Below are 20,354 nucleotides of genomic sequence, written 5' to 3'. Positions count from 1 at the left end.
TCGCCATCGACTACGTTGCAAGGATTATGAGTGCTCAGCTGACGATGTACACCACCACGTGGTGCGGCTACTGCGTGCGATTGAAGAAGGCGCTGCAGGTCGAGGGCATCACCTACGACGAGGTCGACATCGAGGCTGACCCGTCGGCCGCCGAGTTCGTCGGGTCGGTGAACAACGGCAACCACGTGGTGCCGACGGTCAGGTATCCCGACGGGTCGACACAGACAAACCCGAGCATCAAGGACGTCAAGGCCAAGCTCGCCGCCTAGTCCGGAAACCGCGACGGCGGCGACATCAGTCCAGCGCCGCCCAGGACTCGATGATTTCCCGGGCGATCGAGATGGACCCCGGCAACAGCAGGCGCGACGGTGAGTCGCTACTCCAGTCACCGGTGGCCAGCGCCTCGCGGATCTCGGCGCGGGTGAACCAGGCCGCCTCGGCGATTTCGCCGTCGTTGAACGAGAACTCCTGTTCGGGGTCGCCGACGGCGTGGAAACCGATCATCAGCGACCGCGGGAACGGCCACGGCTGGCTGCCGAGGTAGCGCACGTCGGTGACCGTCAACCCGATCTCCTCGGCGATCTCACGGACGACGCACGTCTCGAACGATTCGCCGGCCTCGACGAAACCGGCCAGGATCGAGAACAGGCGTTCGGGCCACACCGTTTGGCGGGCGAGCACCGCGCGGTCGTGGCCGTCGTGCACAAGACAGATGACGGCCGGGTCGATGCGGGGGAACTCCTCGTGGCCGTTGACCGGGTTCACCCGCGACCAGCCGCCTTTGATCGGCTTGGTCGGCGAGCCGTCGACGGGGCTGAAGCGCGCGTTGTCGTGCCAGTTGAGCAGCGCGGTCGCCGTCGCCACCAGCTGCGCGCTGACGTCGTCGAAGATCTGGCCGGCACGGCGCAGGTCCAGCACCTCGGTTTCGGTGTGCGGATCGTCCGGCCCCTCGAGAGCGGCTCGGATCGCCCAGACGTGGCGTCCGTCGTTGAGCCGGCCGAGGAAGACGGCGTTGTCCGGCGGCTTGTCGCCGACCTTGGCCGCGGGGCCGAGGACCACTTGGCCGCCGGAGATCAGCACCTGGTTGCGACCGTCGACGCGCAGCAGCTGCGCGTCGGGCCAGCCTGCGGTGGCCGCGTCGATGTCCGTGCGCAGATTATCGGCGCGGTCGGCGCCGACCCGGGACAGCAGTGGGATGTTGCGGAGTCGGAAGTCGGGGCCGCTCATCGCACTCTGTTCTTCGCGCAGGCGTCCCCCGCAAGCGGGAGGTGCCCCCACATCACCGCTCCGCGTCCGCACTGCGGATGTAGAGCAGGCGGTCGCCGAGTTCGAGCGCGTCGACCTCCGGGTCGTCGACGCGGACCAGCTTCCCGTCACGCACGACGCCGAGCACGATGTCGGTGTTGTGCCGCGGCGATCCGCCGACCTCCTTGGGGCTGACCTCGCGTTCCGAGATGGCGAACCCGGCATCGGGCGTCAGCAGGTCTTCCATCATCTCCACGACGCTGGGGGTCTGCACGGCGATGCCCAGCAGACGGCCGGCCGTCTCCGAAGTGACGACGGTGGAATCGGCGCCCGACTGCTCGAGCAGATGCTGGTTCTCGGCCTCGCGGACGGCTGCGATGATCTTCGCTTTCGGCGCCAGTTCGCGGGCGGTCAGCGTGACGAGCACAGCGGATTCGTCGGTGTTGGTGGCGACGATGATCGCCTTGGCGTGCTGAGCGCTGGCCAGTCGCAGGACTTCGAAGCTGGTCGCGCTGCCGCGCACCGTCACCAGACCCGCGCTCTTGGCGCGTTCCAGCGCGGCGGCATCGTCGTCGATCACCACGATCTCGCTGGGGGCGACCTCATCGCCGACCATCGCGGCAGCGGCGGTCCGGCCCTTGGTGCCGTATCCCACGATCACGATGTGGTTGCGCACTTTGTTCCTCCATCGCTGGATTTGGTAGACCTGCCGCGACTGCGTGGTGAGCGTTTCGACCGTCGTACCGATGAGCACGATCAGGAACGCGACCCGCAGCGGCGTGATCACCAGGACGTTGATCAGCCTCGCCGACGGTGTGACGGGGGTGATGTCGCCGTAGCCGGTGGTCGACAGCGACACCGTCGCGTAGTACAGGCAGTCGAGGAACGACAGCGGGTCGTTCGGGTTCGGGCTGCTCTCAACATCGCGGTAGCCGTGACGGTCGAGGTAGACGATGATGACCGCCGCGAACAACGCCGCCAGCGCGTAGACGACCCGGGTCGTAATCCGACGTCCCGGGCTAACCGGGTCGCTGGGAATCTGCACCCGGTCGGTGAGGGCGTGGACTGGCTGGTCGGCCAGCGACTCGTCGAACCGGCGGAGCCGACGCCGGAGTTTGCCCTTAGCCACGAGGGTCTGTCACCGCATGGGACTGCCGCACCAGCACAATGTAATCATGACCTCTCCCCCACCCGAACTTCAGCAGATCGCCAGCCCCACCCGTGCGACGCAGATGGGTGCGCTGCTCGTCGGGATGGGTGTGCTGCACTTCGTGGCGCCCAAGCCGTTCGACACGATCGTGCCGGTCGAGTTGCCGGGCACCCAGCGCTTCTACACCTACGCCTCGGGCGCGGCCGAAGTCGCGGTCGGCGGGCTGATGTTGGCGCCTGCGACCCGGCGCGTCGGCGCGCTTGCCGCGATCGCGCTGTTCCTCGCGGTGTGGCCGGGCAATATCAACATGGTGCGGCTGTGGTGGGACAAGCCGTGGTACATGCGCGCGATCGCGATCGCGCGGCTGCCGCTGCAAATTCCGATGATCGCCCAGGCGCTCAAGGTGTACCGAAGCTCTTAGGCGGCTCCTCTCACGCCGCGTCGAGAAACCCGGCGAGTTCGTCGGCGTCGGGCAGATTCATCGGGGTAACAGTCTCGCCGCTTCGCACGTAGTGGAAGGCCGCGCGGACCCGGCCGACCGGCAAGCCCTGCAACCTCGCCCACGCCAATCGGTAGACCGCGAGCTGAATTGCGGCGTGTCGCTTGTCTTCCGGTGTGCGAGGCGGGTCGCCGGTCTTCCAGTCCACGACTGTGGCGCCGCCGTCCTCGTCGGCGAACACGGCGTCGATGCGTCCGCGCACCACACGGCCGGCGATGACCATGTCGAACGGCACCTCGACGTCGACCGGCGTGCGCGCGGCCCACGGCGAGAGCGCAAAGGCGGACTGCAGTTCGGCGAGCTCGTCGGCCGTGCCGTTGTCGCGGTCGACCGCACCGGGCAGGTCGTCGAGATCGAACAGCCGCTCGGCGTGGTAGAACCTCTGCACCCAATCGTGAAAGGCCGTGCCCAGCAGCGCATGCGGGTCCGGCGGTGTCGGCAGTCGGCGGCGCAGCCGCTGAGCGACCGCCGCAGGGTCGCGGCCCAGATCGACCAGAGTGCTCACCGACACCTGCGCTGGAAGCCGTATCGGCATGGGTTCCGGCTCCCGGTCCCGTTCGGCCAGTAGCGCGTCGACGTCGGCCGACCAGCCCTCGATCTCGGTGACGGCGCCGCCGAGTTCGCCCGACTTCGCCTGCGTGACGAGGGCTGCCCCACGGTCGACCTCGCCGCGCTGCGAGCCTGCCGGGTCGGGCGGCCAGACGGCTTCGATCTGCCTGTCTCGCAACGGGTTCACTTCTCCGTCGGCGGGAGGGGGAGCCCACTGTTCGATGACACCACACGGCTCGCCCGTGGCGGCCGCCTGCTCGATGATGTCCTTGAGCTCACAGAGGAACTCCGATGGGCCCCGGGGTTTCGTCTCGGTGGCACCCCAGTGGTGACCGGACAGCAGCAGGGTGTCCTCGGCGCGGGTGATGGCCACGTACAGCAGTCGGCGCTCCTCGTCGACGCGGCGCTGCTCGAGGCGCTTCTTATGCTCGAAGATCTCGTCGGACAGCTGTTTACGATCGTTGACGTCGTCGGTGTCGAGTACTGGCACACCGTGCTCGGACATCGTGGCGCGGTCGCCGCGCAGCAGCGGCGGTAGGTCACCCGCGTCGGTGAGCCAGGTCCGTGTCGACGCAGTGGACGGGAATACCCGACCGCTGAGATGTGGCACGGCGACCACCTGCCATTCCAGTCCCTTCGCGGCATGCACAGTGAGGATCTGCACGCGGTCGTGGGCGACGGTCACTTCGGCGGGCGCCAGGCCGTTCTCGACCTCTTCCGCGGCGTCGAGGTAGGCCAGCAGGCCGGGCAGCGTGGCGGCGGGACGGCTGGCGAACCCCACCACCACATCGGCGAACGCGTCGAGGTGCTCAGTGCCCGACCATCCCGCCGACACCGGTTGTCTGGCACGCACTTCGGTATCCACCCCGATGACCCGACGTATCTCGGCGACCAGATCGGGCAGCGGGTGTGACAGGTGCGCCCGCAGCGCGGTCAGTTCTCGGGCGAGCGCTTCGATGCGGGCGTAGCCCGCAGCCGAGTACGCCGCCGCCGAACCGGGATCGCAGATGGCGTCGGCCAGGCATGGAGCGTCGGCTTCGGGGTCGGCTTGGGCGACGATACGGTCGGTCGCCGCACAACCCGTTGCCGGTTCGTCGATTTCGACGGCACGTCGCCACAGCGCCGCGATGTCGCGGCCACACAGGCGCCAGCGCGGGCCCGTGAGCACCCGCATGGCGGCCGTACCCGCGGTGGGGTCTGCCACAAGCCGCAACATCGCCACCACGTCGGCGACCTCCGCCACTCCGAGCAGACCAGCCATACCGACCACCTCGACCGGCACACCACGTGCGGTGAGCGCCTCAGCCATCGGCGCCGCGTCGGCGTTGCGGCGTACGAGCACCGCGGCCGTCGGCGCGGATTCACCCTGCTCGCGCGCGCCGTGATAGACACTCGCCAAATGGTCTGCCAGCCAATCGCGTTCGGCCGCCACGTCGTTCAGCAGCGCGCAACGAATGGTGCCCGGCTCGGCGTCGGGGCGTGGCCGCAGTTCGCGTACCGCAACCGACCGGCGGCGGGCCTGCGTCGACACGGCATTGGCCAGATACAACGCCCGCGGCGGATTGCGCCAGCTGGTGCGCAGTTCCAGCGTCGGAGCGGGCGTGCCGTCGGACCGAGGGAAATCGGTGGTGAACCGCGGCAGGTTGGTGGCCGACGCGCCGCGCCAGCCATAGATCGACTGAATGGGATCGCCCACTGCGGTCAGCGCGAGGTCGTCGTCCACCCCTCCCCCGAACAGCGAGGACAGCGCGACCCGCTGCGCGTGACCGGTGTCCTGATACTCGTCGAGCAGGACGACGCGATACCGGCTGCGCAGCTGTTGGCCGACATGCGGGAACGACGATGCCAGCCGGGCGGCCGAGGCCATCTGCATGCCGAAGTCCATCGCCTTCTCGGCCTGCATGCGGGCGTGCAGCGCGTCGATTAGCGGCACGAGCACCGTGCGCTCGGTCTGCGTCGAGAGCATGCGCAACAGCCATTGGCTGGGCCCACGGTCGCGTTGGTAGGTGCCCGCGGGCAGGGTGTGCACCAGCCGCTCCAGCTCGACGTGCGTGTCGCGCAACTGTGCGGTGTCGACGAGGTGCTCGGCCAACTGACCTGCCAGGCGCAACACCATCGAGGTGATGGCGGCGGGCGACTTGTCGGTGTGGAGGTGCGAATAGTCGCACACGACCCGAAACGCCAACTGCCACAACTCCGTTTCGCTCAGCAAGCGGGTCTCCGGCTCGATCGGCAACAACAGTCCGTGCTCGCGCAGCAGGTTGCCGGCGAAGGCATGGTAGGTGCTGACGGTCGCCGGTTCGTCCACCATGTCGGAAGCGTTGGGTAGCAAGCCGGCGCCGGCCAACCGCGCCAGCCGCATACGCACCCGGCGCAGCAGCTGGCCTGCGGCCTTGCGGGTGAACGTCAGCCCGAGGACCTCACTGGGCCGGGCGTAGCCGTTGGCCACCAGCCAGACCACCCGGGCGGCCATGGTCTCGGTCTTGCCCGCGCCGGCGCCCGCGATCACCACGAGGGGGCCTGGTGGAGCCTCAATAACGGCCGCCTGCTCCTCGGTGGGTGCGAAAAGCCCCAGCGCCGACGCCAGCTCGGTCGGGGTGTAGCGCGTTGTCATGACCGTCCCACCGTGCTCTGGGCCGGGCACATCGCCCGCACCGGGCAGTGTGCGCAGCCGTCGTTGACCCGCGCGACGAACTCGGGGCCCTGCGTGGCGCGGGCAGCGTCGTGGACGGCGTCGCGCCATTGCGCGTGCGCCTCGGGCGTCAGCGCGTCCTGCTCACGCTCGGTGGCACCCGACGCGCTGATCTTGCCGAGGTAGACCAGGCGGCCACCGCCTGGTGAATCACCGTGCGGAACAAGCCCTTCCGCGATGGCTAACTGGTACATGGCCAGCTGTGCGTGGCTCTGTGCGTCGTCCTTGGTGACCGGCGTCTTGCCGGTCTTGATGTCGACGACGACAAGGCGGCCTGCGCCGTCGCGTTCGAGTCGGTCGACCCGGCCCCGGACGCGGACCTGCGGGCCCGCACCGTCGCTTCGGCCGACGATGCCCTCGACGTCGACCTCGACGCCGACTTCGGTCAACTCACCGCGAGTCTGCGCGCGCCATTCGGCGAAGGTCGCCAGCATGACGCGGTGCCGGTCGAGTTCGTTGTCCGAGTACCAGGCCGACTCGAACGGCAGCTTCTCCCAGACCTTTTCCAGGTTGACCAGTTGGATGTCGGTCGTGGCGGGGTCGGCCAGTAGCGCATGCACCAGCGAGCCGACGGCGGACCGCACATCTCGCCCGTCGGTGCCGCCGTGCCGCTCGAGCAGCCAGCGCAGGGGGCAGTCGGTCAGCATCTGCAGGGTCGACGGTGACAGTGTGACCGTGTGGGCGTCGCCGGACCATAGCGGCTGATCGCTGGACAACGGTGTCATCGCATGCCACTGCGCGGGGTCTGCTCCGGCGACGCCGGCTTCGGCGAGGCGGGCCAGTTGTGCTGCTGCGCAGACGCGCACCGCGTCGTCGACCGCGCCATCGGGTGCGCAGACAACCGCACGCAGGCGGCCGACCAATGCCGCGGGCACGAGCACCGGAGGCGCCTTGATCGGCGCATCGGCGGCCGGGCCGGTGTCGGTTGCCAGGGCGGCCAGTTCGTAGCAGAACGGCGACGGCAGCATCGAGTCGTCGCCGTTGTCGGTGTCGACGGCGGTCACCAACAGCCTGCTGCGAGCCCGTCCCATGGCTGCGATGAGCAGTCGGCGTTCGTCGGCGAGCAGCGGGGCCCGGGTGGACAGGCCCCTGTCCGCGGCGGTGGCGACGCCGTCCATCACGTCGACGAGCTGCTGGGTGCCCAGCACGCCGCCACGGGGAATAGTGTTGGGCCACAGCCCTTCCTGCAGCCCGGCGATGACGACGAAGTCCCATTCGCGGCCGAGCGCCGCATGCGCACTGACCACCGCGACGGCGTCGGGCTCGGCTTGCTCGCCGCGCGGCACGGCGGGCAGCCCCAGCGACCGCACATGGTCGGCGAGTCCGCGCAGTGAAGCGCCCGCGGTTTGGCTCACATACTGCTCTGCCACGTCGAACAGCGCGGTCACGGCGTCGAGGTCGAGGTCGGCCTGCGCACCGGTAGGTCCGCCGCGTTCGCTGGCGGACAGCCAACGCCGCTGCAGACCGGAGCGGTGCCAGGCCTGCCACAGCGTGTAACGCGGGTCCGCGCCCTCGTCGGCGCTGCGCCCGGCGGCGGTCAGCACTGCACGCACGCGCCGCAACGGGCGGGCCAATTCCGCGGTCAGCCCGCCCGGCTCCTGCGCCAGCGCATCGACGAGCAGATCCCCGAGCGCGCGCGGCGGCTGGTGACCGTCAGCGCGTCGCAACGCCCGCCGCAGTTGGCGCAGCGAAATCGGGTCGACGCGACCGATCGGACCCGTCAGCAGTGACAGTGCCTGCTCGGCGTCCAGTCCGTGGGCAGTGGCGTCCAGAACGGTCAACAACGCCTGCACCGCGGGCTGGTCACCTAGCGGCGCGTGCGGCGCGCGCATGTCCACGGGGACCCCCGACGCGGCGAGCGTGCGCGCGAGGGCGGCACCCGACCGCGGCACCGAGCGCACGATGACCGCCATTTCCTTCCACGGCATGCCGTCGACCAGGTGCGCTCGCCGCAGCGCGTCGGCGATCATGGCCGACTCGGCGTGCGGGGAGGCGGCGATGCGCACCGCGAGGGAGCCCGCGGCCTCGGCGCCGGCGAGGTGGCGTCCGCCGTCGGCACCGGGCAGTCGGTCCGCGACCCCGGTGACGGCCCGCGCGACGGCCGCAGCGCAGCGGTGCGACTGTGTCAGCGTGACCGCCGGCTCGTCGCCACGCAGCAGCATGGGATCGGCGCCACGGTAGCCGAACACCGACTGGTTGGGATCGCCTGCGATGACGGTGAGTTCGGCACCCGCTGCCAGCACCCGCACCAGGCGGGCCGCCTGCGGATCGAACTGCTGGGCGTCGTCGATGAGGAGCAGTCTGATGCGGCTGCGTTCGGCGGCCAGCAGGTCCGCGTCCATGGCGAAGGCCTCCAGCGCGGCCCCGACAAGTTCGGCCGCGCCCAACGCCGGCACGGTGGCCTGCGGCGCCGCCATCCCGACAGCCGAACGCAACAGCATGACCTGCTCGTAGACCTGGGCGAACTGACCGGCGGCCACCCACTCGGGGCGGCCGGAGATGCGTCCGATGCGTTGCAGCTCAAGCGGATCCACGCCGCGTTCGGTGCAGCGTGCGAGCAGGTCGCGCAGCTCGTTGGCGAATCCGACGGTGCTTAGGGCCGGGCGTAACTGGGTGGGCCACGCGACCGCGGCCTTGTCACCGTCCTCGAGGTCACCTGCGAGAAGTTCACGGATGATGCCGTCCTGCTCGGCGCTGGTGATCAGCCGAGGCGGGGGGTCGCCGTTGCGCTGCGCGGCCAGTCGCAGCACCGCGAACGCGTAGGCGTGCACGGTGCGCACCAACGGTTCGCGCACGACCCCGCGGTCACCGGCCGCAAGCAGGGCCGACGTGATGGCCGCCCGCGACTGCGCACCGAGGCGGGCCGAACCCGTCAGCAGCAGAACCGATTCCGGATCGGTGCCGGCCGCGATGTGCGCGACGGCCGTCTCGACCAGCAGTCGGCTTTTGCCGGTGCCCGACCCTCCGATCAGGCGCACCACGCCGCGCGTCGCGGGATCGGTGAGCGCAATCGGCGTCAGGTCGGTGTGCGGTGCGGACATGAGGGAATGACAGCACGGGGGTCCGACAAATCAGCCGTCGCGGCTGCTGGCAGCATCGAGAGCCGTGAGCGATCAGATACAGGTGTACCGCTACGGGCCGGAACGGCCCCCCGACGTACTCGCTGTCCACGGGCTGACCGGTCACGGCCAGCGCTGGCAGACGCTGGCGACACGGCACCTGTCCGACATCGCGATCGCCGCGCCGGACCTGCTCGGCCACGGCCGGTCGTCGTGGGCGGCGCCGTGGACCATCGAAGCGAACGCGACTGCGCTGGCGCGCCTGCTGGACGCCGACGCGGGCCGACCGGTGGTGGTCGTCGGGCATTCGTTCGGCTGCGCGGTGGCGCTGAATCTGGCTACGGCGCGACCGGATCTCGTCGACGCGCTCGTGTTGCTCGACCCTGCGGTCGGGTTGGACGGCGGCTGGATGCGCGACATCGCCGACGACATGTTCGCCTCGCCGGACTACACCGACCGCGCCGAGGCCCGCGCCGAGAAAGTAAACGGCTCGTGGGGCGAAGTCGACGTCGACGAGCTGGAACGCGAACTCGACGAGCATCTGGTCGACCTGCCCAACGGCCGCGCCGGGTGGCGAATCAGTATTCCGGCGATGATGTCGTATTGGAGCGAGTTGGCGCGCCCGATCATGGTGCCGGACACAGCGATTCGGATCAAAGTCGTCCGCGCGACAAAGACCAAGCCGCCGTATGTCACCGACGAGTTGCTGTCCTGCCTCAGCGACCGTCCCGCGTTCGAGTCGCTCGACTTCGACTGCGACCACATGGTGCCGCAGGCCCGGCCCGAGGACACCGCTGCGCTGATCCGGTCTCAGCTCGGGTCGTAGCGATGGCGGCGATCAGCGACGAACAGGTGGAGACGGTGCGCGCACTGGTCGCCGCGATTCCGCCGGGCCGGGTGTCGACCTACGGCGACATCGCCGACGCAGCAGGGCTTTCCAGCCCTCGTATCGTCGCCTGGATCATGCGCACCGACTCGGCGGACCTGCCGTGGCATCGGGTGATCCGCGCGTCGGGCCGGCCTGCGCCGCACCTCACCACGCGCCAGCTCGACCTGTTGCGCGCCGAAGGTGTGCTCGCGTCCGACGGCCGCATCCGGCTCGCGGAGGTCCGCCACGCGTTCTGAGCGCCGAGACAGAAGCCAGGGCGGCTAAGCGCGCCGCTTGATCGCCGGGAATTCCATTTCGGCGCAGACGCGGGACGCTAGAGTGCGAGGCGCACCAGCGCGGCGGTGCGCGCCAGGCCGGGGAACGCCGCAGCCGTCGAGCGCGGATGCAGTGCGTGCACGGCGAGTCGGAACATCAACGCCCGCAGCAACATCTGCGGCCACTCCGGCAGGGGGCTCCACCGCTCGACCAGACCGTCATCGGCTTCGCCCCAGGCCAGCGAGTCGACGACCACAACGCCTGCCGCCCAGGACGCCGGCCGCCAGTACGGCGTGATGTCGGTGATGCCCGGCGCCGCAGTACCCGCGAAAAGCACTGTGCCGTAGAGATCTCCGTGTACCAGCTGGCTCGGGCTCTTGGTTGGCCGACGCAGTGCGGCCAGCTGGTTGATCAGCTCGACCGAGCGCTGCCCATCGGACGAACCGGGCGACACCCTGGCTCCCGGCGGCAGTGAATGCAGCGGACGTTCCTCCCACGCCGCCCGATCGGCGGCGATGAACACGTCGACATCAGCCCACGGCGCCACCGGCGGCTGGGTGAGGAACCGCGGCCGTTCGAGCTTGGCCGTCGCCTCATGCAGTCGCACCGCGGCCGAGACCACCTCGTCGTGGCGTGGCTCCGGGGTGCCCGCGACGTAGGTGTCGGCCCGCCAGCCGGCGACCACATAACGTCCGTCGGTGCTGCGTACCGGTCGGGCCAGTCGGACACCGTCGACGAACAGCGTCTCCCGCACCTTGGCCGACCAGGCCGCCCGGGCGTGGTCGGCCACCATCGACAGCACGACTTCGCCGCAACGCCAGCCGCCTTCCCAGCTCGAGCCGAGCGGAACGGGTTGGACGCCGGTCAATCCGAACGCAGCCAGCACATGATCCGGCGGCCGTTCGACAGTCACCACCTCAGCCTAAGCCGAGGACCGGCAAACCAGCCGTTAGTACATGACCATGTCGGGTTCGAGTTGCTTTCCCCACGCGACGATTCCGCCCTGTACGTGCATCGCGTCGGAGAAGCCGGCCTTCTTGGCGATGGCCAACACCTCGGCCGAACGCACCCCCGTCTTGCAGTAGAAGACCGGTGTGCGGTCGACCCGCAATCTCGACAGCGCCTCACCCGACTCGAACGCGCCCTTGGGTATCAGCTCGGCACCCGCGATGTGGTTGATGTCCCACTCCACCGGCTCACGAACGTCGATCAGCGCCAGCGGCTTACCCGAGTTCAGCAGCTCCTTGAGCTCGCGCGGGGTGATCGTCGCGTCGGCGGCCGCCTCGGCTGCCGCGTCGGACACCACGCCGCAGAACTCCTCGTAGTCGATGAGTTCGGTGATCTTCGGCGTCGCGGGATCCTTGCGGATCTTGATCGTGCGGTATGTCATGTCGAGCGCGTCATAGACCATCAGCCGGCCCAGCAGCGTCTCACCGATGCCGGTGATCAGCTTGATGGCCTCGGTGCCCATCACCGAGGCGATCGACGCGCACAAAATGCCCAGCACGCCGCCTTCGGCGCAGGACGGAACCATTCCCGGCGGCGGCGGCTCGGGGTACAGATCGCGGTAGTTCAAGCCCAGTCCGTCGGGGGCGTCCTCCCAGAACACCGACACCTGGCCCTCGAAACGGTAGATCGAGCCCCACACGTACGGCTTACCGGCGAGCACCGCGGCGTCGTTGACCAGATAGCGGGTTGCGAAGTTGTCGGTGCCGTCGAGAATCAGGTCGTACTGCGCGAACAGGTCGACCGCGTTGTCGGGCTCGAGACGGATCTCGTGCAACCGCACCTCGACCAGCGGGTTGACCTCGAGGATGGAGTCGCGTGCGCTCTGCGCCTTGGACCGGCCGATGTCGGACTGGCCGTGGATGATCTGTCGCTGCAGATTGGACTCGTCGACCACGTCGAACTCGACGATGCCGATGGTTCCCACCCCGGCGGCCGCCAGGTACAGCAGCGTCGGCGAGCCCAGTCCGCCGGCCCCGATGACGAGCACGCGGGCGTTCTTCAGCCGTTTCTGCCCGTCCAGGCCGAGGTCGGGAATGATCAGATGACGGCTGTAGCGCGCGACCTCTTCGCGCGTCAGTTCAGCCGCCGGTTCCACCAGCGGTGGTAACGGTGTCGACACCGAATTCTCCTTGATTGCTGTGCTGCCCCAACAATAGGCACATCACACAACAGCCGAAGCGCTGTCAGCCTTCCCGGCGTGGGTCGGCCGAGATCAGGCGATCGGATACGGCCAGGGGTTGAAGCGGCAGGACTTGCCGTCGGGCCGGACCGTGCCCGGGTCGAAGCGGGCGGCGTCGTTGTTGTTCGTCGAGAACGTCTGCTGCATCATGATCGGCGCCAGCTCGCCGTTGTTGGCGCACTGCTCATGGCGCTGATAGCCGATCGCGTGGCCGACCTCGTGGTTGATCAGGTACTGCCGGTACGAGCCGACGTCACCCTGGAACGGCACCGCGCCGCGCACCCAACGCGCCTCGTTGATGAATACCCTGGGCTGCCCGTCGATGTAGGCCGGGTTGTAGCAGGAGGCCTCCAGCTGGATGTCGTACCCGCAACCCTCGCGGACGGTCATCGGAGAGCTCAGCGACACCCGGAAGTCGGGTTCGACGCCGGAGGCCGCGTCGACGCGGGTGAAACCGAACTGCGGGTTGTGCGTCCAACTCTTCGGGTTGGCGAGGGTCTCGCTGACCATCCGGGCGAAGCCGTCGTCGCCGCCGAACGTCGTGGTGTCGACGCCGTCCTCCACCTCGACGGTGTAGGAGAACACCTTCGCCGTCCCCTGTCCCACCTGGGGTGTGGTCCCGGGAACGACGTGCCAGGTCTTGGCCCCGGCCTCGGTGAACGGGCCGCCTTCGGGCAGGATTCCGGTCGGCAGGTTGGCGTCGAACTGGGTCAACCCCTTCGGCGGCGCACCGATGATCGCGGTGCTGGCCACGCCGATGGTCGGCGGCCCCTGCACGGGGCCTTCAGCCTGCTCGATTGCCGGCGCGCTGGTCCCGGTGATCGTCTGGTAGACCACGACCGCGGTCAATGCGATCAGCACCGGAAGGGCGTACGCCCGCCAGCCGTAGGTAGACACGAACCGGCCCAGCCACGTCTGCTTGCGAACCCGGCGGTGTTCGTCGCGGTTCGATCTGGCCCTGCCGGAGTCCTCGGCCAGCGGGTCGCGTTGGGCGCGCAGCGGCTCTCGCCACTCGTTGCGCAGCGCAGGCACGCGACTGCCCCCGCGACGACCGTCGTAGGTCACCGAAACAGGATGACACAGGCCAGAGGTCACAGACTCCCGGCGCGCCACCGATAGCGGGGACGTCATCGCCCGCATGCTCGGCCAACGGTAGTAGTGTCGTTGCGAAGCGAAGTCAGATGAAGGACGTGATGAGCGATCTCGCCAACACCGCCGCCCGGCGGGGCGCGCAGCCGGCCAACGGCGAAGGGAACCGGCGCGGAAACCGGCTGCCCCGTGATGAGCGCCGCGGGCAGTTACTCGCCGCTGCCAGCGAGGTTTTCGTCGATCGCGGCTACCACGCGGCGGGCATGGACGAGATCGCCGACCGCGCCGGGGTGAGCAAACCAGTCCTCTATCAACACTTCTCGTCGAAGCTCGAGCTCTACCTCGCGGTTCTGCAGAGGCATGTCGACAACCTGGTCTCCGGCGTGCGGCAGGCGCTGCGTACCACGACCGACAACCGGCAGCGGCTGCGCGCGGCCGTGCAGGCCTTCTTCGACTTCATCGAGCACGACGGCCAGGGCTACCGGCTGATCTTCGAGAACGATTACGTGTCCGAGCCCCAGGTCGCCGTTCAGGTGAAGGTGGCCACCGAGGCCTGCACCGATGCGGTGTTCGACCTGATCAGCCGCGACTCCGGTCTGGAGGCGCACCGCGCGCGGATGATCGCCGTCGGCCTGGTGGCCATCAGCGTCGACTCGGCGCGCTACTGGTTGAACAACGACCGGCCCATCACCAAGGATGACGCCGTCGAAGGGACCGTGCAGTTCGCCTGGGGCGGGCTGTCACACGTCCCGCTCACCCGTTCTTGACGGCCTCCGCGCCCACCACGCCGAAGCCGACCCTGCGCACGTCTGCGGCACCGATCTCGACATAGGCGACCTTGTTCGTCTGCACCAGAAAACGACGGCCCTTCTCGTCGGTCAAGGCCAGGACGCCCGAATCGCTGCCCAACGCGTCGGTGATCATCTTCTCGACCTCGCTGGGCGTCTGCGCGCTGTTGAAGACCAGCTCGCGCGGACTGTCCGTGACACCGATCTTGACCTCCACGCTGCACCCTTTCGCTTCCGACTGACGAAGAACCTGTGGCAAGGCTAGTGGACGACTCAGGGTCGTTGCCGCGCTGGTGAGTTCGCACTCGGCGAAGCCGGGCTGCGGCAAGGTCTCGACCGGCGACCGAACCGAGTCCGGACCGTGACCGACACACGCCGCATCGGGACCTCATTCGTCACTTCAGCCTCGATAGCATCAGGCACGACATTGCAGTAGACAACGGGGATTTGGTAGATGAACAGGCCTTATACCGCACATTCACCGTATTCGCTGGCCCCGACCGAACGCATTAGCGTCCTGTCGGAGGAGCCGGGTGCCGACGGTCCGGACTACGGCACCGGGTACGAGGGCTATGACGCGGATTACGACGAATACGCCGACCACGGCCCCGAATACGACGGCCCCGAATACGACGAGCAACGCATCGACCGTCGCTGGATGTGGATAGCGGGCATCGCGGGCGCCATCCTGTTCGTCGCCGTGGCGACGACAGGCATCGTGCTCGGCGGCGGCGACAGCGGTTCGGTGTCGGCGACCGCGACGTCGGGAGCGCCGACCCCCTCCGCCGCGCCCACCCCATCTGCGCCGCGGGTGGCCGCCGCGCCGAGCGCCCCCGTTGTCCCGTCACTGCCGCCCGAAACGGTCACCACGGTCAGTCCGACGGCCGAGGCGACCCCGAGCGCGGCCGCTCCGCCGCCGGTCGAGGCCGCTCCCCCGCCGCCTGCGCCCGCGCCGCGCACGATCACCTACCGGGTGACGGGGAATCGTCAGCTCATCGATCTGGTGACGGTGATCTACACCGATCAGCAGGGCGCGTTGCGGACCGACGTCAACGTCGCACTGCCGTGGGCGAAGACCGTCGTGCTCGACCCGGGTGTCGAACTCAAGTCGGTGACGGCGACCAGCGTCGCCGGTCAGCTCAATTGCAGCATCACCGACGCCGCGGGGACGCTGCTCAGCGTCCAGAACAGCAACTCGATGATCGCCACCTGCACCCAGTAGCGAGGTTCAGGCCAGGCCCAGCTCTTGCATGCGGGTCATGTGGGTGTGCTGCAAACGGTCGAAGAACTCGGTCATCTGGGTCAGGCCCTCGCCCGACGACATCACCAGGTCGACGAGTTCGTCGTGGTCGGCCAGCACGTACTGGGCCTGGGTGATGGCTTCGCCCAGCAGCCGTCGCGACCACAGCGCCAGCCGGTGGCGCTGCTTCTCGCTGGCCGTCACGGCCGCCTGTACCTCGGCGACGACGAACTGGGAGTGACCGGTCTCCGAGAGCACCGCCCGGACTACATCGGATACCTCGGTCGGCAGCGACGTAGCGATCTCGAGGTAGAAGTCAGCGGCGAGCGCGTCGCCGACGTAGGTCTTCACCAGCGCCTCCAGCCACGTGCTCGGCGTGGTCAGGCGATGGTAGTTCTCCAGCGCCGAGGCATACCTGGTCATCGCGGGCACGACGTCGACTCCCCTGCGCTCCAACGCATCTCGGAGTACTTCGTAGTGGTTCATCTCCGCAGCGGCCATGCTGGCCATGTTGATGCGGCCCCGCAGGTTCGGCGCCATCCGCGCTTCGTCGGTCAACCGGTAGAAGGCCGCCACCTCGCCGTAGGCCAGTAGCGCGAACAGTTCGTTGACGCCCGGATGGTCGGCCGTGACACCTGAATCCGAATTGGTCAACTGCTCGGAAGAGGCCGCAGATGGCGTCGAATTCATGGCCCAACTGTAGACGTCGAGCGCGGTGTGGCCCGTCGGGCGAACCCGACCAGCTATCATGGTCTCAGGCAGTGGCCCGCAAGCTGTTGATTCGTACCGGCCGCTACCTAAGAAATGTGCGTGCACGCTGTCGGCCCGCCTACCTCAGCGCAGGGCCCTGACCATAGCTTCGTCGAACTCGTGCGCGCGTGAACGCCATGAGGATGACAATTGAAAGGCTATGAATCCCGCGTATGACGCACCTCAATAAGACATTTGCTGAACTCGGAGTTCGCGACGAAATCGTGCGCGCACTGGACGAAGAGGGAAAGACCCATCCCTTTGCCATTCAAGAACTGACGATGCCGCTCGCGTTGGCGGGCGACGACCTGATCGGCCAGGCCCGCACGGGAATGGGCAAGACGCTGGCGTTCGGTGTGCCGATGCTGCAGCGCATCACCACCGACGCCGAGCGCACCCTGAGCGGTATCCCGCGCGCGCTGGTCGTCGTGCCCACCCGCGAACTGTGTCTGCAGGTCTACAGCGACTTGGCGTCGGCGGCCAAGTATCTGACCGCCGGAGACCGCAAGCTGACGGTCACCTCCATCTACGGCGGTCGGCCCTACGAGCCGCAGATCGAGGCCCTGCAAAAGGGTGTCGACGTCGTCGTCGGCACACCCGGGCGGTTGCTCGACCTCGCCCAGCAGGGCCACCTGCAACTCGGTGGACTGTCGATGCTGGTGCTCGACGAGGCCGACGAGATGCTCGACCTGGGCTTTTTGCCCGACATCGAGCGGATCCTCAAGCAGATCCCGGCGTCGCGGCAGTCGATGTTGTTCTCGGCGACGATGCCGGACCCGATCATCACGCTGGCCCGCACGTTCATGAACCAGCCGACGCACATCCGCGCCGAGGCTCCGCATTCGGCGGCCACCCACGACACCACCGAGCAGTTCGCCTACCGCGCGCATGCGCTGGACAAGGTCGAGATGGTCAGCCGGATCCTGCAGGCCGAGGGCCGTGGCGCGACCATGATCTTCACCCGAACCAAGCGCACCGCGCAGAAGGTCGCCGACGAGCTCGCTGAACGCGGGTTCAAGGTCGGCGCCGTGCACGGTGACCTCGGCCAGGGCGCGCGCGAGAAGGCGCTCAAGTCGTTCCGCACCGGGGAGGTCGACGTGCTTGTCGCCACCGACGTGGCCGCCCGCGGCATCGACATCGACGACATCACCCACGTCATCAACTTCCAGATCCCCGAGGACGAACAGGCCTACGTGCACCGCATCGGCCGCACGGGCCGCGCCGGCAAGACCGGTATCGCCGTCACGCTGGTGGACTGGGATGAGCTGCCCCGCTGGTCGATGATCGACAAGGCCCTGAGCCTGAACACACCCGATCCCGCCGAGACCTACTCCAACTCTCCGCATTTCTACGAAGAGCTCAACATCCCGGCTGACGCCACCGGCTCCGTCGGCGATCGGCCCAAGTCGGCGGCCAAACGTGCGCCTGCGGAGAGCGATGAGCGCCCGGCGCGCAACCGCACCCGCAACCGCAGGCGTACCCGCGGCGGCCAGACCGTCAGCGGACATCCGGAGTCGGGCGCGCCCGAACCTGCCACCGAGGCCGGCGAGGAGGCCGCCGACGGCGCGCCGAAGCGCAGGCGTCGTCGACGTCCGCGCAAGGCCGCGGCCAGCCCCAGCTAGCCCGCCCTTCGCCCCACCCGATGGTCAGACCCGAACGCCGCACCCGGTCCGATGTGTTGGCAGCCATCGCGATCGCCGCGGTGGTGGCCCTCACCGCGGCGCTGGTGTGGTGGACCAGCGACGCGCGGGCCACGATCAGCCGGCCCGCGCCCACCCCCGTGCCGAATCTGACACCCGCCACGGCCGCGCCGGAGTCGCTCCGCGAGCTGTGGACGGCGCCGAGCGCCAAGACGACTCAACCACTCGTCGTGGCGGGCAGCGTGGTCACCGGCGACCGCAGCACCGTCGATGGCCGTGACCCCACAACCGGGACCGCGCTGTGGACCTACGCGCGCGATCTCGACCTGTGCGGGGTCAGCTGGGTGTACCAGTACGCGGTCGCGGTCTACCCCGATGTCCGGGGGTGCGGCCAGGTCAGCACGATCGACGCCAAGACCGGACTTCGCGGCTCGGCCCGCACCGGATACGCCGACCCGCAGGTGAAGCTGTCCTCGGACGGCACCGCCGTGCTCTCGGCCGGCGACAGCCGCCTGGAGCTGTGGCGCTCGGACATGGTCAGGATGCTGAGCTACGGCACGCTGGACGCCCGCATCAAGCCCGACGTCCCGGCGTCTCCGCTGTGCCGACTGGTGTCGGCCGCCGCGAGTGCGTCCGCGGTGTCGGTCCTCGAGGCCTGCCCGGGGCAGGCGGACCTGCGCCTCACGCTGCTGCGGCCCTCCGATGAAGAGGACACCCCGGAACTCAAATATGTTCCGCAACCGGGTGTTTCCGTCGACTCCGGCGCCCGCGTGATCGCCGTCGAGGACACCACGACCGCCGTTTACATGCCCACGCCCAAACCGACGGTCAACATCGTCGACGAGACCGGCGTGACGGTGGCGAGCACCCCACTGGCCAAGGCGCCAACGGAGAACGCGACGACTACCCGAGCGGGCGACCTGATCACCTGGTGGACGGGTGACACCGTGATGGTGTTCTCCGCCAACGGCATTCGCTATCGGTACTCGATAGCACCGTCTGGTCCCAACGTCCCGCTCGGACCGGCGACCGTGATGGCCGGGCGGCTGCTGGTCCCGGTCACCGGCGGTTACGACGTGTTCGACCCGGACGGCGGCCAAGGCGACCGGCATATCGCCGTGAACCGAGCGCCGGTCGCCACCGCGGTGGTGCCCGCGGTGGCCGGCTCGGTGCTGCTCGAACAGCGCGGCAACGAGGTCGTCGCGCTGGGCTGACGCAGCCTAAGCAGGAGGCATCCGGCCGACACCCCCGATACACACATGTGCCATGTCGCCGAACGGATGATCGCAGACCGGGCACTCGCCGTCCTCGATCGGCGCGTATACGGGTCGATGACTCACGAGGTTCGCGAGTGCAATGCTGGCCCCAACGAAAATAAACCGCACCATAGTGATTTCCCCCCACTACCGGTGCGCGGCTCCTACCGCGTAAAAGTGACGATAGACCCCACTTTCAGCAACGTCAATTGCCTTCGCAAGGATAATTGGCGTTGGGGTATTAGACGTCTGGCGTGAACGTCGCCAGCGCTTTTCCGCTCTTCCAGTGCTTCAGCAGCGCCTCCGCCAACTGGCGGTATGCCACTGCGCCTTTGTTCTTCCGGCCGGCCAACACCGACGCGCCCGACGCGCTGGCTTCGGCGAAGCGGACCGTGCGTGGGATCGGCGGAGCCAGTACCGGCAGGTCGTAGCGGTCGGCGACATCGAGCAGGACATCGCGGCTGTGCGTGGTGCGCGAGTCGTACAGGGTGGGCAGCGCACCGAGCAACTTCAGATCGCTGTTGGTGATCTGCTGGACGTCGGCGATGGTACGCAGGAACTGGCCGACACCGCGGTGCGCCAGCGTCTCGCACTGCAACGGCACGATGGCGTAGTCGGCCGCGGTCAGGCCGTTGAGCGTCAGCACGCCCAGCGAGGGCGGGCAGTCGATGATCACCACGTCGTATCCGTCGCTGAGTTTGGCCAAGGCCCGTTTGAGCGCGTACTCGCGCCCGGCCCGCATCAGCAGCATCGCCTCGGCTCCGGCGAGGTCGATGTTGGCCGGCAGCAGCGCCATACCCTCGGGGGTTTCGAGCAGCGCCGCGTCGGGCTCGACCTCGCCCAGCAGCACCTCGTGGATCGAGACGGGCAGCTTGTCGGGGTCGTGCCCCAGCGAGAAGGTCAACGACCCCTGCGGGTCCAGATCGACCAGAAGGACCCGCTTGCCCTTCTCCTGCATCGCGGCACCCAACGACGCGACCGTCGTCGTCTTGGCCACCCCACCCTTCTGATTGGCGACCGCCAATACCCGCGTCACGGTGTTCATCGTTGCACGCTTGCAGACAC

General features: G+C 68.6%; 18 protein-coding genes. 8 read left to right on the top strand and 10 right to left on the bottom strand.

The genetic code is table 11. The features are described from left to right. Positions 1-26 precede the first annotated feature (26 nt). Positions 27-269: a mycoredoxin gene (locus N4S67_RS21535; RefSeq protein ID WP_313959974.1), complete on the top strand. Its 243-nt coding sequence runs from the start codon at positions 27-29 to the stop codon at positions 267-269. A gap of 25 nt (positions 270-294) precedes the next feature. On the opposite strand, the gene nudC is transcribed toward N4S67_RS21535, so the two are convergent. Both nudC and N4S67_RS21525 read right to left on the bottom strand, forming a co-directional pair. Further along, complete coding sequence (nudC, locus tag N4S67_RS21530; RefSeq protein ID WP_260995048.1) at positions 295-1,227, bottom strand: NAD(+) diphosphatase; 933 nt, start codon at positions 1,225-1,227, stop codon at positions 295-297. Positions 1,228-1,279: 52 nt separating this feature from the next. Next, entirely contained in the window at positions 1,280-2,374 is a 1,095-nt protein-coding gene (locus N4S67_RS21525; RefSeq protein ID WP_260995047.1) for a potassium channel family protein, read from the bottom strand. A 46-nt stretch (positions 2,375-2,420) separates the two neighbouring features. On the opposite strand from N4S67_RS21525, the gene N4S67_RS21520 reads away from it, so the two are divergent. Further along, entirely contained in the window at positions 2,421-2,816 is a 396-nt protein-coding gene (locus N4S67_RS21520) for a DoxX family protein (RefSeq protein WP_260995046.1), read from the top strand. A gap of 10 nt (positions 2,817-2,826) precedes the next feature. On the opposite strand, the gene N4S67_RS21515 is transcribed toward N4S67_RS21520, so the two are convergent. After that, on the bottom strand, positions 2,827-6,057 hold the full coding sequence (locus N4S67_RS21515) for an ATP-dependent helicase (protein ID WP_260995045.1): 3,231 nt from the start codon (positions 6,055-6,057) through the stop codon (positions 2,827-2,829). Then, positions 6,054-9,176, bottom strand: a complete 3,123-nt coding sequence (locus tag N4S67_RS21510) for a PD-(D/E)XK nuclease family protein (RefSeq protein WP_260995044.1) — start codon at positions 9,174-9,176, stop codon at positions 6,054-6,056. The genes N4S67_RS21515 and N4S67_RS21510 overlap by 4 nt, the downstream gene beginning before the upstream one ends. A gap of 64 nt (positions 9,177-9,240) precedes the next feature. On the opposite strand from N4S67_RS21510, the gene N4S67_RS21505 reads away from it, so the two are divergent. Both N4S67_RS21505 and N4S67_RS21500 read left to right on the top strand, forming a co-directional pair. After that, positions 9,241-10,020 carry an alpha/beta hydrolase gene (locus tag N4S67_RS21505; RefSeq protein ID WP_260995043.1) on the top strand — a complete coding sequence of 260 codons (780 nt, stop codon included), beginning with the start codon at positions 9,241-9,243 and terminating at the stop codon, positions 10,018-10,020. A 2-nt stretch (positions 10,021-10,022) separates the two neighbouring features. Beyond that, entirely contained in the window at positions 10,023-10,319 is a 297-nt protein-coding gene (locus tag N4S67_RS21500) for an MGMT family protein (protein ID WP_260995042.1), read from the top strand. 77 nt (positions 10,320-10,396) lie between these two features. Here N4S67_RS21500 and N4S67_RS21495 read toward each other — a convergent pair whose 3' ends face one another. The 3 genes from N4S67_RS21495 to N4S67_RS21485 form a co-directional block, all read right to left on the bottom strand. Beyond that, entirely contained in the window at positions 10,397-11,251 is an 855-nt protein-coding gene (locus tag N4S67_RS21495) for a TIGR02569 family protein (RefSeq protein WP_260995041.1), read from the bottom strand. Positions 11,252-11,287: 36 nt separating this feature from the next. Further along, positions 11,288-12,466, bottom strand: coding sequence for an adenylyltransferase/sulfurtransferase MoeZ (gene moeZ, locus N4S67_RS21490; protein WP_260995040.1), 1,179 nt, complete (start codon positions 12,464-12,466; stop codon positions 11,288-11,290). A 93-nt stretch (positions 12,467-12,559) separates the two neighbouring features. Further along, positions 12,560-13,591 carry a DUF3152 domain-containing protein gene (locus tag N4S67_RS21485; RefSeq protein WP_260995039.1) on the bottom strand — a complete coding sequence of 344 codons (1,032 nt, stop codon included), beginning with the start codon at positions 13,589-13,591 and terminating at the stop codon, positions 12,560-12,562. 128 nt (positions 13,592-13,719) lie between these two features. On the opposite strand from N4S67_RS21485, the gene N4S67_RS21480 reads away from it, so the two are divergent. Continuing rightward, a complete protein-coding gene (locus N4S67_RS21480) occupies positions 13,720-14,382 on the top strand; it encodes a TetR/AcrR family transcriptional regulator (protein ID WP_260995038.1) in 663 nt (220 codons plus the stop codon). On the opposite strand, the gene N4S67_RS21475 is transcribed toward N4S67_RS21480, so the two are convergent. Next, positions 14,369-14,620, bottom strand: a complete 252-nt coding sequence (locus tag N4S67_RS21475; protein WP_260995037.1) for a DUF3107 domain-containing protein — start codon at positions 14,618-14,620, stop codon at positions 14,369-14,371. The two genes, N4S67_RS21480 and N4S67_RS21475, sit on opposite strands and share 14 nt — an antisense overlap. Before the next feature lie 237 nt (positions 14,621-14,857). On the opposite strand from N4S67_RS21475, the gene N4S67_RS21470 reads away from it, so the two are divergent. Next, positions 14,858-15,625: a hypothetical protein gene (locus N4S67_RS21470; RefSeq protein WP_260995036.1), complete on the top strand. Its 768-nt coding sequence runs from the start codon at positions 14,858-14,860 to the stop codon at positions 15,623-15,625. Between the two features lie 6 nt (positions 15,626-15,631). Here the strand turns inward: N4S67_RS21470 and N4S67_RS21465 are convergent, their stop codons facing one another. Next, on the bottom strand, positions 15,632-16,333 hold the full coding sequence (locus N4S67_RS21465; RefSeq protein ID WP_260995035.1) for a ferritin-like domain-containing protein: 702 nt from the start codon (positions 16,331-16,333) through the stop codon (positions 15,632-15,634). A 233-nt stretch (positions 16,334-16,566) separates the two neighbouring features. Between N4S67_RS21465 and N4S67_RS21460 the strand changes: the two genes are divergently transcribed. Both N4S67_RS21460 and N4S67_RS21455 read left to right on the top strand, forming a co-directional pair. Then, entirely contained in the window at positions 16,567-18,015 is a 1,449-nt protein-coding gene (locus N4S67_RS21460; protein WP_260995034.1) for a DEAD/DEAH box helicase, read from the top strand. A 20-nt stretch (positions 18,016-18,035) separates the two neighbouring features. Next, entirely contained in the window at positions 18,036-19,247 is a 1,212-nt protein-coding gene (locus N4S67_RS21455; protein ID WP_260995033.1) for an Rv3212 family protein, read from the top strand. A 283-nt stretch (positions 19,248-19,530) separates the two neighbouring features. On the opposite strand, the gene N4S67_RS21450 is transcribed toward N4S67_RS21455, so the two are convergent. Then, complete coding sequence (locus N4S67_RS21450; protein WP_260995032.1) at positions 19,531-20,334, bottom strand: ParA family protein; 804 nt, start codon at positions 20,332-20,334, stop codon at positions 19,531-19,533. Between the last annotated feature and the right edge of the window lie 20 nt (positions 20,335-20,354).

The organism is Mycobacterium deserti (assembly GCF_025345615.1).
In the GTDB taxonomy this organism is placed as follows: Bacteria; Actinomycetota; Actinomycetes; order Mycobacteriales; family Mycobacteriaceae; genus Mycobacterium; species Mycobacterium deserti.
The sequence above is the reverse complement of the archived record's forward strand: the minus strand, read 5'-3'. Positions and strand labels throughout refer to the sequence as shown.

Coding starts and splice junctions, on each gene's coding strand:
- N4S67_RS21510 (WP_260995044.1), bottom strand. CDS start 9,176: ATGTCCGCACCGCACACCGACCTGACGCCGATTGCGCTCACCGATCCC.
- N4S67_RS21520 (WP_260995046.1), top strand. CDS start 2,421: ATGACCTCTCCCCCACCCGAACTTCAGCAGATCGCCAGCCCCACCCGT.
- N4S67_RS21480 (WP_260995038.1), top strand. CDS start 13,720: ATGAGCGATCTCGCCAACACCGCCGCCCGGCGGGGCGCGCAGCCGGCC.
- N4S67_RS21465 (WP_260995035.1), bottom strand. CDS start 16,333: ATGAATTCGACGCCATCTGCGGCCTCTTCCGAGCAGTTGACCAATTCG.
- nudC (WP_260995048.1), bottom strand. CDS start 1,227: ATGAGCGGCCCCGACTTCCGACTCCGCAACATCCCACTGCTGTCCCGG.
- N4S67_RS21460 (WP_260995034.1), top strand. CDS start 16,567: ATGACGCACCTCAATAAGACATTTGCTGAACTCGGAGTTCGCGACGAA.
- N4S67_RS21450 (WP_260995032.1), bottom strand. CDS start 20,334: ATGAACACCGTGACGCGGGTATTGGCGGTCGCCAATCAGAAGGGTGGG.
- N4S67_RS21500 (WP_260995042.1), top strand. CDS start 10,023: ATGGCGGCGATCAGCGACGAACAGGTGGAGACGGTGCGCGCACTGGTC.
- N4S67_RS21535 (WP_313959974.1), top strand. CDS start 27: ATGAGTGCTCAGCTGACGATGTACACCACCACGTGGTGCGGCTACTGC.
- N4S67_RS21455 (WP_260995033.1), top strand. CDS start 18,036: ATGGTCAGACCCGAACGCCGCACCCGGTCCGATGTGTTGGCAGCCATC.
- N4S67_RS21470 (WP_260995036.1), top strand. CDS start 14,858: ATGAACAGGCCTTATACCGCACATTCACCGTATTCGCTGGCCCCGACC.
- N4S67_RS21515 (WP_260995045.1), bottom strand. CDS start 6,057: ATGACAACGCGCTACACCCCGACCGAGCTGGCGTCGGCGCTGGGGCTT.